At 74.5% G+C, this 12,863-nt stretch carries 10 protein-coding genes; 4 read left to right on the forward strand and 6 right to left on the reverse strand.

Annotation, left to right across the window (positions count from 1 at the left end; translation table 11 throughout):
* Nucleotides 1-7 precede the first annotated feature (7 nt).
* Together PSQ21_RS14215 and PSQ21_RS14220 are read right to left on the reverse strand one after the other, a co-directional pair.
* On the reverse strand, nucleotides 8-2,137 hold the full coding sequence (locus PSQ21_RS14215; protein WP_274030871.1) for an FUSC family protein: 2,130 nt from the start codon (nucleotides 2,135-2,137) through the stop codon (nucleotides 8-10).
* A gap of 38 nt (nucleotides 2,138-2,175) precedes the next feature.
* Nucleotides 2,176-3,357, reverse strand: coding sequence for a DUF2786 domain-containing protein (locus PSQ21_RS14220; RefSeq protein WP_274030872.1), 1,182 nt, complete (start codon nucleotides 3,355-3,357; stop codon nucleotides 2,176-2,178).
* A gap of 62 nt (nucleotides 3,358-3,419) precedes the next feature.
* Between PSQ21_RS14220 and PSQ21_RS14225 the strand changes: the two genes are divergently transcribed.
* Complete coding sequence (locus tag PSQ21_RS14225; protein ID WP_274030873.1) at nucleotides 3,420-5,129, forward strand: bifunctional 3'-5' exonuclease/DNA polymerase; 1,710 nt, start codon at nucleotides 3,420-3,422, stop codon at nucleotides 5,127-5,129.
* A 211-nt stretch (nucleotides 5,130-5,340) separates the two neighbouring features.
* Here the strand turns inward: PSQ21_RS14225 and PSQ21_RS14230 are convergent, their stop codons facing one another.
* Entirely contained in the window at nucleotides 5,341-6,201 is an 861-nt protein-coding gene (locus tag PSQ21_RS14230) for a dioxygenase family protein (protein ID WP_274035767.1), read from the reverse strand.
* A gap of 160 nt (nucleotides 6,202-6,361) precedes the next feature.
* A complete protein-coding gene (locus tag PSQ21_RS14235) occupies nucleotides 6,362-7,738 on the reverse strand; it encodes a carbohydrate-binding protein (RefSeq protein WP_274030874.1) in 1,377 nt (458 codons plus the stop codon).
* A gap of 252 nt (nucleotides 7,739-7,990) precedes the next feature.
* On the opposite strand from PSQ21_RS14235, the gene PSQ21_RS14240 reads away from it, so the two are divergent.
* Nucleotides 7,991-8,671, forward strand: a complete 681-nt coding sequence (locus PSQ21_RS14240; protein WP_274030875.1) for a phosphotransferase — start codon at nucleotides 7,991-7,993, stop codon at nucleotides 8,669-8,671.
* Between the two features lie 106 nt (nucleotides 8,672-8,777).
* Here PSQ21_RS14240 and PSQ21_RS14245 read toward each other — a convergent pair whose 3' ends face one another.
* Complete coding sequence (locus tag PSQ21_RS14245; RefSeq protein ID WP_274030877.1) at nucleotides 8,778-9,050, reverse strand: DUF3263 domain-containing protein; 273 nt, start codon at nucleotides 9,048-9,050, stop codon at nucleotides 8,778-8,780.
* A gap of 44 nt (nucleotides 9,051-9,094) precedes the next feature.
* Nucleotides 9,095-10,372 carry an extracellular solute-binding protein gene (locus PSQ21_RS14250; protein ID WP_274030878.1) on the reverse strand — a complete coding sequence of 426 codons (1,278 nt, stop codon included), beginning with the start codon at nucleotides 10,370-10,372 and terminating at the stop codon, nucleotides 9,095-9,097.
* A gap of 435 nt (nucleotides 10,373-10,807) precedes the next feature.
* Between PSQ21_RS14250 and PSQ21_RS14255 the strand changes: the two genes are divergently transcribed.
* Entirely contained in the window at nucleotides 10,808-11,701 is an 894-nt protein-coding gene (locus tag PSQ21_RS14255) for an ROK family protein (RefSeq protein WP_397992096.1), read from the forward strand.
* Nucleotides 11,701-12,858 carry an N-acetylglucosamine-6-phosphate deacetylase gene (nagA, locus tag PSQ21_RS14260; protein ID WP_274030880.1) on the forward strand — a complete coding sequence of 386 codons (1,158 nt, stop codon included), beginning with the start codon at nucleotides 11,701-11,703 and terminating at the stop codon, nucleotides 12,856-12,858. The genes PSQ21_RS14255 and nagA overlap by 1 nt, the downstream gene beginning before the upstream one ends.
* Nucleotides 12,859-12,863: the final 5 nt, after the last annotated feature.

Consider the following 12,863-nt stretch of genomic DNA (forward strand, 5'->3'; position numbering starts at 1 on the left):
CGGCCGCTCAGCCGCCCTCGGCCAGCGTGCTGCTGACCCGGGTGGAGCCGCCCCGCTCGTCCAGGGCACGGGTGAACTCCTCCAGCGCGTCCAGCAGCAGCGCCGCGCCCCGGCGCACGACCGGGTCGCCGGCCGGCGTCGTACCGTCGTCCGCCGGGGTGGGCATGTCCCAGTGGGCCACCGCGTCCACCACCGGCTGCCAGTCGGGCAGCCGCCGCTCCCGTACCGCCTTGGCGCCCTTCTCCGTGGCCCGGCGCAACGCCTCGGCCAGCTGGGCGGCGCCGGGCACCGGGTCGGCCGACCTGGCCGGCAGATGGGCCTCCAGGACCATCGCGGACCGGCCCAGCTGGGCCAGCGCGTGCTGGGCGTCGGTGGCGGCGGCCCGGGAGATGCCCCGGTGGCGTACCGGCTCGTGCTGGGCGGTCGCCAGCGCCTCCTGCCAGGCCACCCGGGCCTCCCGGGTGGCGATCAGCGCGTCCCGGACGTCCTCGGCGTCCCGGGAGGCGGGGTCCGCGTACCGGTCGACGACCGTGGCCGCGTACCGCCCGTCCGCCACCAGCCACTCGGCCAGCCGGTCCCGCAGCCGCGGGGTCTCCCAGGCCGGGTAGACGGCGTACGAGACCATCGCGAGGAGCCCGCCGACGAGCGTCAGCACGATGCGCTCGGTGACGGTCTGGGACCAGTCGTCGCCGGCCATGCCGAGCAGGAAGACGACGTACGCGGCGACGCAGACCTGGCCGACCGCGTAGCCGGTGCGCATCAGCAGGTACATCAGCCCGGCGCAGACCACCGCGAGGAGCGCGGCGAGCCGGGCGTCGGGGCCGACGGTCTGCACGACGGCGGTGGCGAGCCCGACGCCGACCAGGGTGCCGCCGAAGCGTCCCGCCGCGCGGGCGTACGTCTGGGAGAACTCGGGCCGCATCACCATGACGGCGGTCATCGGGGCCCAGTAGCCGTGGCCCAGCGGCACGGCCTCGCCGATGAAGTACCCGCAGACGGCGACCACCGCGACCCGGATGGCGTGGCGCAGGATCGGCGAGCTGTGGTGCAGCTCGCGGCGCATCGCGGCCAGCACCACCGGGACCAGTTTCAGCAGCGTGGGCCGGTGGCGGGTGTCCGGGGCGAGGCCGGTGGGGATCCCGCTGTCGGTCCCGGTGCCCTCCGCGATCTCCAGGACGTCGTCGAGCAGGGCCGCGAGCCGGTCGGCGGCGCGGCGGGCGGGGCCGACGAGGATCACGTCGTTGTCGGGGGTCTTCAGGACGCCCAGGTCGGTGGCGGAGAGATGGACGGGTTCGCCGTGCCGGACGGCCCGCGCGGCGGCGTCCAGGACCGATCCGGCCGCGCCGAGGAGCTCGTTCACCCAGAGCCGCTCCAGACCGTCGCCGGGCACCCCCATCGCCGGGTCCGCGAGCGAGGCGAGCACCGGGCGCAGCCGCTCGGCGACCCCCCGGGCCCCGTGCAGCTCGGCCGGGCGGCGGCGGGCCTGGCGCGGGGTGACGGCGGCGGCGCTGCGGGCGGTCATCAGGGGCAGCGGGTCGAAGGGGGCGACCGGGTCGTGCCGCAGCCGCCGGGCGTAGTCGGCCTCGGCGGCCAGGGCGTCGGCGAGCGCGTCGCGCTGGGCGCCCCATCTGCGGACCGGGAAGAGGACGATGAGCGCGGCCTGCACGATGCCGCCGACGACGATCATCACGGCGTGGGCGGCGGCGTCCACGACCGAGGTGGGCAGGGTGATCGTCACCAGCATGATCGCGACGTTGGACGCGGCGATGATGCCGCCCGTGGGGCCCGCCGCCCAGGCGAGACCGGCGAGGAAGGTCCAGACGCCGAGGAGACACAGGAAGAGCACGACCTGCGCGCCGCTCACGTAACCGACGAACGTCGAGACGGCGAGGCTGACGCCGGAGACGAGGGCGAGGACGGGGCGGGGCCGCCAGCTGCGCTGGAAGGTGGCGAGGGCCGCCTGGAACGCGCCGAACGCCGAGCTCGCCGCGATCTCCGGCCCGAACAGCACCAGGCCGCCCCCGACGACGAGGGCGAGACCGGCCGCACCGCGCAGGGCGATGAGGGGTTCCAGCCTCTGCCGCTCGATCTCCAGCCCCGAGCGGGCGGTCTCCTTCAGCGCCCGGAGCCAGCTCATGGACCGAGCCTAACGGTGCAATCCATGCCAAGCCCGACTTACGGCGTGATTTCCCCGTCGGGTCGGGGGGACGCGCCGCCCGTCCGGGCCCGGTCGGCGGCCTCGGTGCCGTGCGTCCACCCCGCCAGGTCCACGGCCCCGCGCAGACGGGTGGTCGTGGTCCTCGGGAACATCCGCTCGGCGGTGTCGGCGACCGCGACGTCCCGGGCGGCGAGGACGGGAAGCAGTCCGCCGCCCCCGCCGCCCGCCGCGCCGGTACCGGTGTCCGCTTCCGCCGTGACCCGCTCGGCGTCGGCGGCCAGCCGCCGCCCGAGGCGCTGGGCGTACCCCATCCAGAACGCCTGCCGGAAGGTCTTGGTCCGCTTGCGGCCCCCGGCGCGCTGTCCGGCCTCCGACCGGGTCATCGCGGTGGTCCCCTGGACGAGCAGCGAGGTGAACAGCAGCTCGACGGCCTCCAGGTCCGGCTCGAAACCGACGACCGTGGTGAAGCCGAGGCCGTCGTTCCACACGGCCCGGCACCGGTTCGCGGAGGCGACGGCGTCGAGCAGGATCGCCTTGGCGCTCTCGTACGGGGGCTCCACCCCGATCCGGCAGGCTCCCGGCGTGTCGGGGCTCCGCGTCCGGGCGGCGAGGAGTGCCTCGTCGATGGTGTGCCGGGCCATCAGCTCCTGCGCCTTGGCGGTCAGCGCCTCGGCCTCCTCCGGGAAGCCGGTCGCCTCGGCCTTCGCCAGCAGGGCCCGGATCCGGGTGAGCATCCGGGGCTCGCCGGCGGCGGGCGGCAGGTGCGGCCGGTCGGCGGAGGCGCCGGGCGGGGGTCCCACGGGCTCGATGGCGGGCAGCCGCAGCAGCACCCGGTACAGCTCCAGCAGATCGGCGGCGTACGAGAAGCGGTCGGGCCGGTTGCGCTCCACGGGCCCCGGCAACCCGGCGAGCTGCCGGTCCCACCGGGGCGGCAGCTCCTCGTACCGGGCGGTCTCGGCGGCGATCAGGGTCCCGGCCAGCGCCGCCCGCCGCTCGTCCAGCTCCCGGCGGACGAACCGGACCAGGTCGGCGGGGTGCCAGCCCCGCGTCCACGCCCGGCGCACGAACTCCTCGCCGCGCCGGTGCGCCTCGTCGTCGGCGTCCGGGGCGGCGGCGAGCAGGGACGCGCCGGTGTCCAGGGCGGCGTCGCCCTCCGCGTAGAGGGCCGCCGCGCAGGCCCGGTCGATCACCGATTCCATCCGGCCAAGGGTAGGCGCGCGGTCTCCGGGCGTTGTCAGTGGCGGGTGGCAGACTCGCGTCCATGACCGAACGGTGGGCGGTGGCGGCCACGGACGGGGGCGGGGCGCTGCTCGCGCCGCTGGCCCGGGACGGCATGCCCGCCGGGCCGGTCCTCGCCGAGCCCGACCTCGTCGAGGCGGTCCGCTCCCGGCCCGGAGTGGTGCGCTGGGTGTGGCGGTCGACCGCCGAGATCTACCCCCGCCTGCTGGCCGCCGGGGTCCGGGTCGAGCGGTGCTACGACATCGAGTGCGCCGAGCTGCTGCTGCTCGGGCACGCCGGGCGGCTCGGCGAGCCCCGTTCCGCCGCCGCCGCGCTGGCCCGGCTGGACAACGCGCCGGTGCCTCCGGACCCGCCCGCCCGGTCCGCCGAACCGGGCGCGCAGTCCTCTCTGTTCGAGCCGTCGTCGGGCCCCGGGGTGCCGTTCGAGGGGCTGCTGCGGGTCTACGCGGACCAGACGCGCCGCCACGGCACGGCGGAGCACCCGGACCGGATGCGGCTGCTGACCGCGTCGGAGTCGGCCGGGATGCTCGTGGCCGCCGAGATGCACCGGGCCGGGCTGCCCTGGCGCGCCGACGTCCACCGGGAGCTGCTGAACGAACTGCTGGGCGAGCGGTACGCGGGCGGCGGCGAGCCCCGCAGGCTCGCCGAGCTGGCGGACGAGGTGTCGGCGGCGTTCGGCCACGGGGCCTCCCCCGGCTCTTCAGGAGCCAGGGGAAGGGTCCGCCCCGACCTGCCGGCCGATGTGGTGAAGGCGTTCGCGCAGGCGGGGATCGCGGTGAAGTCGACCCGGCGCTGGGAGCTGGAGGCGCTGGACCATCCGGCGGTCGAGCCGCTGATCGCGTACAAGAAGCTGTACCGGATCTGGACGGCGCACGGCTGGTCCTGGCTCCAGGACTGGGTGCGCGAGGGCCGCTTCCGCCCGGAGTACCAGCCGGGCGGCACGGTCAGCGGCCGCTGGACGACCAACGGCGGTGGGGCCCTCCAGATCCCCAAGGTGATCCGGCAGGCCGTCGTCGCCGACGAGGGGTGGCGCCTCGTCGTCGCGGACGCCGACCAGATGGAGCCCCGGGTGCTGGCGGCGATCTCCCGCGACCGGGGTCTGATGGAGGTGGCCGGTCATGACGGCGACCTCTACAAGGCGCTGTCCGACCGGGCGTTCCGGGGTGACCGTGAGCACGCCAAGCTGGCGCTGCTCGGTGCGATCTACGGCCAGACGTCCGGGGACGGGCTGAAGAACCTGGCCGCCCTGCGCCGCCGCTTCCCTCTCGCCGTCGCCTATGTCGACGACGCGGCACGGGCGGGTGAGGAGGGGCGTGTGGTGCGGACCTGGCTGGGCCGGACCAGCCCGCCGGTCGCGCCGACGGGCCAGGACGAGGAGGCGGGCCTTCCCCAGGAGGGCCCCGAGGGGTCCGGGGCCGCGTCCGACGGCGGTCAGGCGCGGGCCCGTGGGCGCTTCACCCGTAACTTCGTGGTGCAGGGCAGCGCGGCCGACTGGGCGCTGCTGCTGCTGGCCGCGCTGCGCCGGGCCCTCCATGAGCAGGGGCTGCGGGCGCAGCTGGTGTTCTTCCAGCACGACGAGGTGATCGTGCACTGCCCGGCCGGGGAGAGCGCCGCCGTCGCCGAGGCGATCCGCGCGGCGGGCGAGCTGGCCGGACGGACCGCCTTCGGGGAGACGCCGGTGCGGTTCCCCTTCACGACGGCGGTGGTGGAGCGGTACGCGGACGCCAAGTGACTGCTGACGGCAGGTGGTTGACGGGCTCACGGCCTCACGGGCTGACGTTCGGCGGGCTGATGGTCGGCGGGCTGATGGTGCGGGCGATCCGCGAGGACGGCTCGGGGCGGCCCGGGGTCCGAACAGCGCGCGGGGAGGCGAGAAGCGCCCCGTTCACGCGCCGGACGGCGTGAACGGGGCGCGGGCGGTGGTGCGCTCGCTGTGTCCTCGTCTACCCGCGTTCCCACAACGCGGGGACGTTCGGCGGCTCCCAGCCCGACACGGCCTGGTGCGCCTGCAGACAGCGGTAGGCGACCCCGCCGTAGGTCACGCGGTCACCCGCGCGGTAGGAGGTGCCGGGCGACCAGGTGGTCCCCGGCTCGGTGGGCGGATCGGTGGGCGGATCGGTCGGGCCGGGCGTCTGGGCGACGTCCAGGACGAAGTCGAAGGTGCCCTGGCGGCCGTTGCCGACGCTGCGGACGTTCATCAGCAGCTCCGGGTCGAACAGGGCGTCGGTGTTGTTGCGCGGCTCGTTCGGGAAGTACAGCTGGGTGGTGAGGATGCGGCCGCCGGGCGCCTGCGCCTTCACGTGGATGTGCCGCGTACGGCCCGGGTAGAGGCCCGGCACGATGGTGGTGAGGCTGAACGACCCGTCCGTACCGGTGAACTGATGTCCCCGGAAGGCGAACCGGGCCATGTCGTACGACCCGTTGGTGTCGGCCTGCCAGAAGTCGAGCAGGGCCCCGGGGATGGGGCGGCAGGCCCGGCCGAAGACGTAGCCGCTCACGGTGAGCGGCACGCCGGGGGTGCCCGGGGTCACCAGGCTGGTGCGGCGCGGGGAGTTGGGCTTGAAGTACGGCCCCTCCATCTGCGGCGGCGTCGTGTCGTCTCCGTCGTCGCACTCCGGGGTGGGGGCCAGGGGCCCGTTCCCGGTGGAGGCGGCGTCCCGGGCGAGCGCGACGCCCCCTCCGGCGAGCAGGGGCGCGGCGCTCGCGACGAGAGCGGCCTTCAGGAGACCTTTGCGGCTGATCCGCCGCCGGTCCCCCGTCGTCCCGTCGGACGCGTTCGGTTCGTGAGGGGTCGTGTTGTCCATGTGTGGGGTCATGACTGTTTCCTCGGAGTCCTCGGGGGGCCTCGGCGCGGGGAGGCGGGAGGCGGGAGGTTTCAGGAGGTTCGGTGGTGCCGGACCGGTCCCGGGCAGCCTGGCCCGGGACTGGCCCCGGGCGGTCGGACCCGGGACCGGTTCCGGGTGGTCAGACCCGCTGCCAGAGCGCCGGGACGGCCGCGGGGGTCCAGCCGGGCTGGGCCGTGTGTCCCTGGAGGCAGCGGTAGGTCGCTCCGCCGTACGTCACCGTGGCTCCGGCGGCGTACACGGTGCCGGCCGCCCAGGTGCCGCCCGGCGGGTCGGTGGGCGGGTCGGTCGGCGGCGTGGTGGGCGGGTCCGTCGGCGTACCGCTGGTGACCAGGGTCAGCCCGTACGTCTGGAGCAGCGGGTTGATCGGCTGGAAGTACGTCGTACCGCCGGAGGAGCAGTTGCCCGAGCCGCCGGAAGTGACGCCCTGGGCCTGGCTGCCGGAGATGTAGGAGCCGCCGGAGTCGCCCGGTTCGGCGCAGACGCTGGTGCGGGTCACCCCGGAGATGGTGCCCTCCGGGTAGGTGACGCTGGTGTTCAGCTGCTGGATGGTGCCGCAGTGCCAGCCCGTGGTCGAGCCGGAACGGCAGACCGAGGCGCCGACGACCGAGGCGGTGGAACCGGCGACGGTGACGTCGCCCCGCCCGTAGCCGTTCACCAGCGGACGCGGGGTCCAGTTGGCGTTGGTGGCGACCCAGGCCATGTCCCGGCCCGGGAAGGTCGAGCCCTGGAAGGAGCCCTGGGCCTGCTGGTTGACGCCGTTGGTGGTGGTGCCGACGCGCCCGCAGTGACCCGCGGTGGCGAAGCCGCCCTGGGTGCCGCGCGTCACCGAGAAGCCGACGGAACAGCGGCCGGAGCCGTTCATGTAGTACGCGTCGCCACCCCGGATGTCGGCGAGGGCGCGGGGCTGCTCGGCGGACCTGGCGACGGTGACGAGGCCGCTGTCGACCCCGGCCGACTTGAGGAACGCCTGTCCGGCGGCGGTGCTGGCGGCGTTCACGACGACCTTGTTGGCCGCGACGTCGACGTACCAGACGGGCACGTTCTTGGGCGCCTTGTCCAGCGCGGCCTTGTCGAGCGCCTTCTTGACGCCTTCGAGCCGGTCCAGGCTGTTGCCGACGACCTCGGCGCGCGCTCCGGCGTCGGTGATCCGGGCTGCCTCGGAGGCGTCGGTGGTGGCGACGGTCAGGGCCGCCTTCGCACCGCTGACCCGGGCTCCGGCGAAGCTGGCGCCGAGCGACTTCTCCAGCCCCGCGGCGACGGCGGCGGCGCGGTACTCGTTGGCTATCCGGCTCCGGGCGTCGTCGGCGTCCAGGCCGAGGTCGCGCTCCATGGCGGCCAGCATGCCGGGCGACAGGCTGTCGGCGGAGACCGCCGGGGCGACGGCCGCGGGGCCGGCGGACGCCACGCCGGTCAGCCCGGCGAGGGCGAGTGCGCCCACGGCCACCGTGGCGGTGCCGGCGACGAGGGCGCGTCTGCGGAGCGTGGTTCTCTCCACGTAACTCTCCTTGGTTCAGGGGGTGTCCGGGCCCGGCGGGGGTTGGTCCGGACCAGGGAATTGCCGAAACCGTAACGGCGGTGGCGCCCGGCGCAGGAGATCCCGTTCGCCCCCCTCCCTCCGCGTTATGGGGCCGCGCGGCGCGCGCTCCGGCGCACCGCGCCGAGGGGTACGGAGCCGGTCTCACGGCCCGGCCGGGCGAAGCGGGAGCGCGTCTCCCCTTCGGCGGGGCGCCCGGGTAGGTTCGGCCCCATGCACACAGGCCAACTTCTGGGCTCGGGACGCACCGCCGACGTGTACGCACTCGACGGCTCCTGGGTCCTTCGCCGCTACCGGGACCGCACCGACACCACGGAGGAGCTGGCCGTGATGAGTTACGTCGGCGCCTTCGGCTTTCCGGTGCCGCGCATCGGCCCGCCCGCCGAAGGGGCCCGCCCCACGGACCTGGTGCTCCAGCGGCTGACCGGCCCGACCCTGGCCGAGGCCCTGCCGGCGGGGCGGCTGGGGGCTGCCGAGGCGGGCGCGCTGCTCGCCCGTCTGCTGCGTGAGCTCCACGCCATACCGGCCCGGGTCTCGGCGGACCCGGGCGACCGCGTGCTCCATATGGAACTGCGCCCGGAGAACGTGATGCTGACGGAGGGGGGCGCGGTGGTGATCGACTGGTCCGGCGCGGCGGAGGGTCCGCCCGGTCTCGACCGGGCGATGTCGGCCCTGGCCCTGGCCCGGACCGCGCTCGCCGCGGGGCCCCCGGCCGGGGCGGACGTCCGGCCGCTGCTGTCGGCGCTCCTCGCGGAACTCGCCGACGACGGCGGCGCGTCCGCCGGTGATCTGGCCCTCGCGCGCGACCGTCAGCGGGCGGACCCGTATCTGACCGATCGCGAACGGGGCTGCCTGGACCGGGCGGTGGAGCTGGTGATGGGCTGCGCACCCTGAAGGCGGCCGGCCCCTTCGAACCTCTGCGGCGCCGCCCGGCATCGACAGCCCGGCCAGGGAGCGGAGCCCCCGGCGGCCCGGAGCCGGAGCCTTCGGCAGGTGGCGCTCAGCGCCGCCCGCGCTTCGCGTCGCGCACGCGCCGCAGCCGGTTCACCGTGACCGGGTCCTCGCGCAGCGCCCGCTCGTCGTCGATCAGCGCGTTCAGCAGCTGGTAGTAGCGGACCGGCGAGATTCCGAGCTCCTCGCGGATCGCCCGTTCCTTCGCCCCGGGCCCCGCCCAGGACCGCCGCTCCAGGGCGAGCAGTGCCCGGTCCCGTACGGACAGCTCGTCGGCGCCGGGGGCGGGCCGGGCCCGGGGGTCGTGGTCGGGGGCGGTCATATCAGCCAACCTAACGCCCGCCCCCGACACCGCGCCCGCGGCCGCTACTCGGCGGCCTCCGCGCGGGACGCCTCGGTCGCCACCTCTCCGAGGATGCTCTCGGGGTTGCTGCCCGGCGCGACCGCGCTGCCGATCTTCTTCTTGATCGTGTCGCTGACCGTGGCCCAGGACGTCTTGGCGTAGGGGGTGAGCGTCGAGTTCGGCAGGGCCGCCAGGAACGGGCGCAGCTTCTTGTGCTTCGTGTCGGTCTCCATCGCGGCGGAGGCGCTGCCGGTCACCGGGAGCAGGTCGTACTGGTCGGCGAACTCCAGCACGTTCTCGTCGGAGTAGGCGTAGTCGAGGAACTTGCCTATCTCCTGGCGGTGCCCGTTCTCCTTGAAGCCCATCATCCAGTCGGCGACGCCCATGGAGCCCTTGGCCGGGCCGTCGACGCCGGGCAGCGGCACCATGCCGACCTTGATGCCCTTGGCCTCGGCCTTGTCCATCAGGGTGGGGTGGCCGTTGAGCATGCCGACCTTGCCGTTGGCGAACGCCTCGAACGCCTTCGCCCGGTCCAGCTTGCCGGGCGCGACCGGGCCGGTGAGGCCCTCGCCGACGAGGTTGTCCCGCAGCCAGCGGAACGTGGCGATGTTCTCGGCCGAGTCGATGTCGTACGCGCCGACGTCGTCCGTGTAGCCGCCGCCACCGCTGAGGAGCCACATCAGGGTCTCGGCCTGGGCCTCCTCCTGGCCGAGCGGCAGGGCGAAGGGGTAGTCGACGCCCTTCGCCTTGAGCGCGGCGGCGTCGCTCCGGATGTCGTCCCAGGTCTCGGGGGCGTTCAGGCCCGCCTGGTCGAAGAGCTTCTCGTTGTAGAAGAGCAGCCGGGTGCTGGCGACGAAGGGCAGGCCGTACAGCGTGCCGTTGATCTTGCCCGCGTCGGCGAGCCTCGGCAGGAAGTTCGCGGTGGTGCGGATGGCGAGCGTCTCGTCGGCCGTGTAGAGCTTGCCCGCCTTGGCGTAGTCCGCGTACGCGCCGATCTGGGCGATGTCCGGGGCGTCACCGGCCTTGACCATCGCGGCGACCTCGCGGTCGACGTCCTTCCAGTGGAGGACGGTGACGTCGACCTTGATGCCGGGGTGCTCCTTCTCGAAGCCCGCCGCGACCCCGCTCCAGTACTTCTCGGAGCTGTTCTCCGGACTGGTGCCGTAGTCGGCGGCGACCAGCTTGAGCGTGACATCGCCGGATTCGGCGTCACCGCCGCAGCCCGACAAGGTTGCCGCCATTCCCAGCGCGGCCACCACCGCGGTCAGACCCAAAAAGCGCCGCTGCACAGCCTCGCCCATCCTCGTTGATCGCCTGGCTCACGGACGGTGCGCACGGCGTCGGCCCCACGGCCTCCGAACCGGCCGCGGCAAGGCCGCCCTGTCCTGGGCACCATCCGGATGAACCGCGATTTTCCCCCATTGCCGACGCGGAGGTCTACACCACCGGCATATCGCTTCAGCAACGTATACGGGTCCTGGGGGCCACAACTGGCTTGCGCGCTCTGGCAGTCGGGAGCCGCGAGCCGTATCTTGGTCCAGACCTTTGCTCCGGTTTCCCCCGGGTCCAGGCCCCCCATGCGTGACTTTTCGGCAGAAAAAGGCCGGTCTTCACTCGTTCATCATTTTGTATGGGTGCGCAACAAACCTCGCTAGTGGACTAGACCTTTTGGGGGTCGGCGGGCGAAACTGTCTCCCGTGAGACATGTCATCGCCCTCGATGTGGGCGGCACCGGAATGAAGGCCGCACTGGTCGGGACCGACGGCACCCTCCTCCACGAGGCGCGTCGAGCCACCGGCCGGGAGCGCGGCGCCGACGCGGTCGTCGAGTCGATCCTCGCGTTCGCGGCGGATCTGCGGGCCCACGGCGAGGAGCACCTCGGCGAGAGCGCCGTCGCGGCCGGGGTCGCCGTGCCCGGCATCGTCGACGCCGAGAAGGGCGTCGCGGTGTACGCCGCGAACCTGGGCTGGCGCGACGTACCGCTGCGCACCCTGCTCGCCGAGCGCCTCGGTTCCATCCCGGTCGCCCTCGGCCACGACGTCCGCACCGGCGGGCTCGCCGAGGGCCGGATCGGGGCCGGGCGCGGGGCGGACCGCTTCCTGTTCGTGCCCCTGGGCACCGGGATCGCCGGGGCCATCGGCATCGCGGGCGCCATCGAGGCAGGCGCCCACGGCTACGCGGGCGAGATCGGCCACATCGTGGTCCGCCCCGACGGCCCCGACTGCGGCTGCGGCCAGCGCGGCTGTCTGGAGACGCTGGCCTCCGCCGCCGCGGTGACCCGGGCCTGGGCCGCCGCCTCCGGGGACCCCGGGGCGGACGCCGCGGACTGCGCGAAGGCCGTCGAGTCGGGCGACCCGGCGGCGGTCCGGGTGTGGCAGGACGCGGTCGACGCGCTCGCCGCCGGCCTCGTCACCGCGCTCACCCTCCTCGACCCCGCCACGCTCATCATCGGTGGCGGACTCGCCGAAGCCGGGGAAACCTTGTTCACACCACTGCGTGCGGCCGTCGAGGAACGCGTCACGTTCCAGAAGCTGCCCCACATCGTCCCGGCGGCCCTCGGGGACACCGCCGGATGCCTGGGCGCGGGGCTGCTCGCCTGGGATCTACTCTCCACGGAGGTTTCCGCCTGATGGCCGGACGCGCAGCAGACAGCACCGTTCTCGCCGGCGCCCGGGTGGTGCTCCCCACCGGCACCGTCGAGGACGGCCGGGTGACCGTCGAGGGCACCCGGATCTCCGGCACCGCACCGGAGGGCGCCCGGACCATCGACCTCGCGGGCCACTGGGTGGTCCCCGGCTTCGTGGACATGCACAACCACGGCGGCGGCGGGGCCTCCTTCACCTCCGGCACCGTCGACGAGGTCCTCACCGGCATCCGTACGCACCGCGAGCACGGCACCACCACCATGGTCGCCTCCACGGTCACCGGCGAGATGGACTTCCTCGCCCGGCGCGCGGGCGTCCTGTCCGAGCTGGTCGAGCAGGGCGACCTGGCCGGGATCCACTTCGAGGGCCCCTTCATCTCGCCGTGCCGCAAGGGCGCCCACAGCGAGGAGCTGCTGCGCGACCCGGACCCGGCCGACGTCCGCAAGCTGCTGGACGCCGCGCGCGGCACCGCCCGGATGTTCACCCTCGCCACCGAGCTGCCCGGCGGCATCGACTCCGTACGGCTCCTCGCGGAGCACGGGGTCATCGCCGCGATCGGCCACACGGACGCGACGTACGAGCAGACCGTCGAGGCCATCGAGGCGGGCGCGACCGTCGCCACGCACCTGTTCAACGCGATGCCGCCGCTCGCCCACCGCGACCCCGGCCCGATCGCCGCTCTCCTGGAGGACGACCGGATCACCGTCGAGCTGATCAACGACGGCACGCACCTGCACCCGGCCGTCCTGGAGGTGGCCTACCGCCACAAGGGCGCCGGCCGCGTCGCGCTGATCACCGACGCGATGGACGCCGCCGGATTCGGCGACGGGGAGTACCAGCTCGGCCCGCTCGCGGTCGAGGTCACCGACGGGGTGGCCCGGCTGGTGGAGGGCGGCTCGATCGCCGGCTCCACGCTCACCCTGGACACCGCGTTCCGCCGGGCCGTCACCCTCGACCGGATCCCCGTCGAGGACGTCGTCCGGTCCATCTCCGCCAACCCCGCCCGGCTGCTCGGCGTCCACGACCGGGTCGGCTCGCTGGAGGCGGGCAAGGACGCCGACCTGGTCGTCCTCGACGAGGACTTCGTCCTCAAGGGCGTCATGCGCCGTGGCGAGTGGATCATCGAACCGAAGACCGCCTGACCGCT

This window comes from Streptomyces sp. MMBL 11-1, assembly GCF_028622875.1.
Classification (GTDB): Bacteria; Actinomycetota; Actinomycetes; order Streptomycetales; family Streptomycetaceae; genus Streptomyces.

Excerpts from the sequence above, each read along its gene's own strand:
- PSQ21_RS14215 (WP_274030871.1), bottom strand. The coding sequence starts at position 2,137 with ATGAGCTGGCTCCGGGCGCTGAAGGAGACCGCCCGCTCGGGGCTGGAG.
- PSQ21_RS14220 (WP_274030872.1), bottom strand. The coding sequence starts at position 3,357 with ATGGAATCGGTGATCGACCGGGCCTGCGCGGCGGCCCTCTACGCGGAG.
- PSQ21_RS14225 (WP_274030873.1), top strand. The coding sequence starts at position 3,420 with ATGACCGAACGGTGGGCGGTGGCGGCCACGGACGGGGGCGGGGCGCTG.
- PSQ21_RS14230 (WP_274035767.1), bottom strand. The coding sequence starts at position 6,201 with ATGGACAACACGACCCCTCACGAACCGAACGCGTCCGACGGGACGACG.
- PSQ21_RS14240 (WP_274030875.1), top strand. The coding sequence starts at position 7,991 with ATGCACACAGGCCAACTTCTGGGCTCGGGACGCACCGCCGACGTGTAC.
- PSQ21_RS14245 (WP_274030877.1), bottom strand. The coding sequence starts at position 9,050 with ATGACCGCCCCCGACCACGACCCCCGGGCCCGGCCCGCCCCCGGCGCC.
- PSQ21_RS14250 (WP_274030878.1), bottom strand. The coding sequence starts at position 10,372 with ATGGGCGAGGCTGTGCAGCGGCGCTTTTTGGGTCTGACCGCGGTGGTG.
- PSQ21_RS14255 (WP_397992096.1), top strand. The coding sequence starts at position 10,808 with ATGAAGGCCGCACTGGTCGGGACCGACGGCACCCTCCTCCACGAGGCG.
- nagA (WP_274030880.1), top strand. The coding sequence starts at position 11,701 with ATGGCCGGACGCGCAGCAGACAGCACCGTTCTCGCCGGCGCCCGGGTG.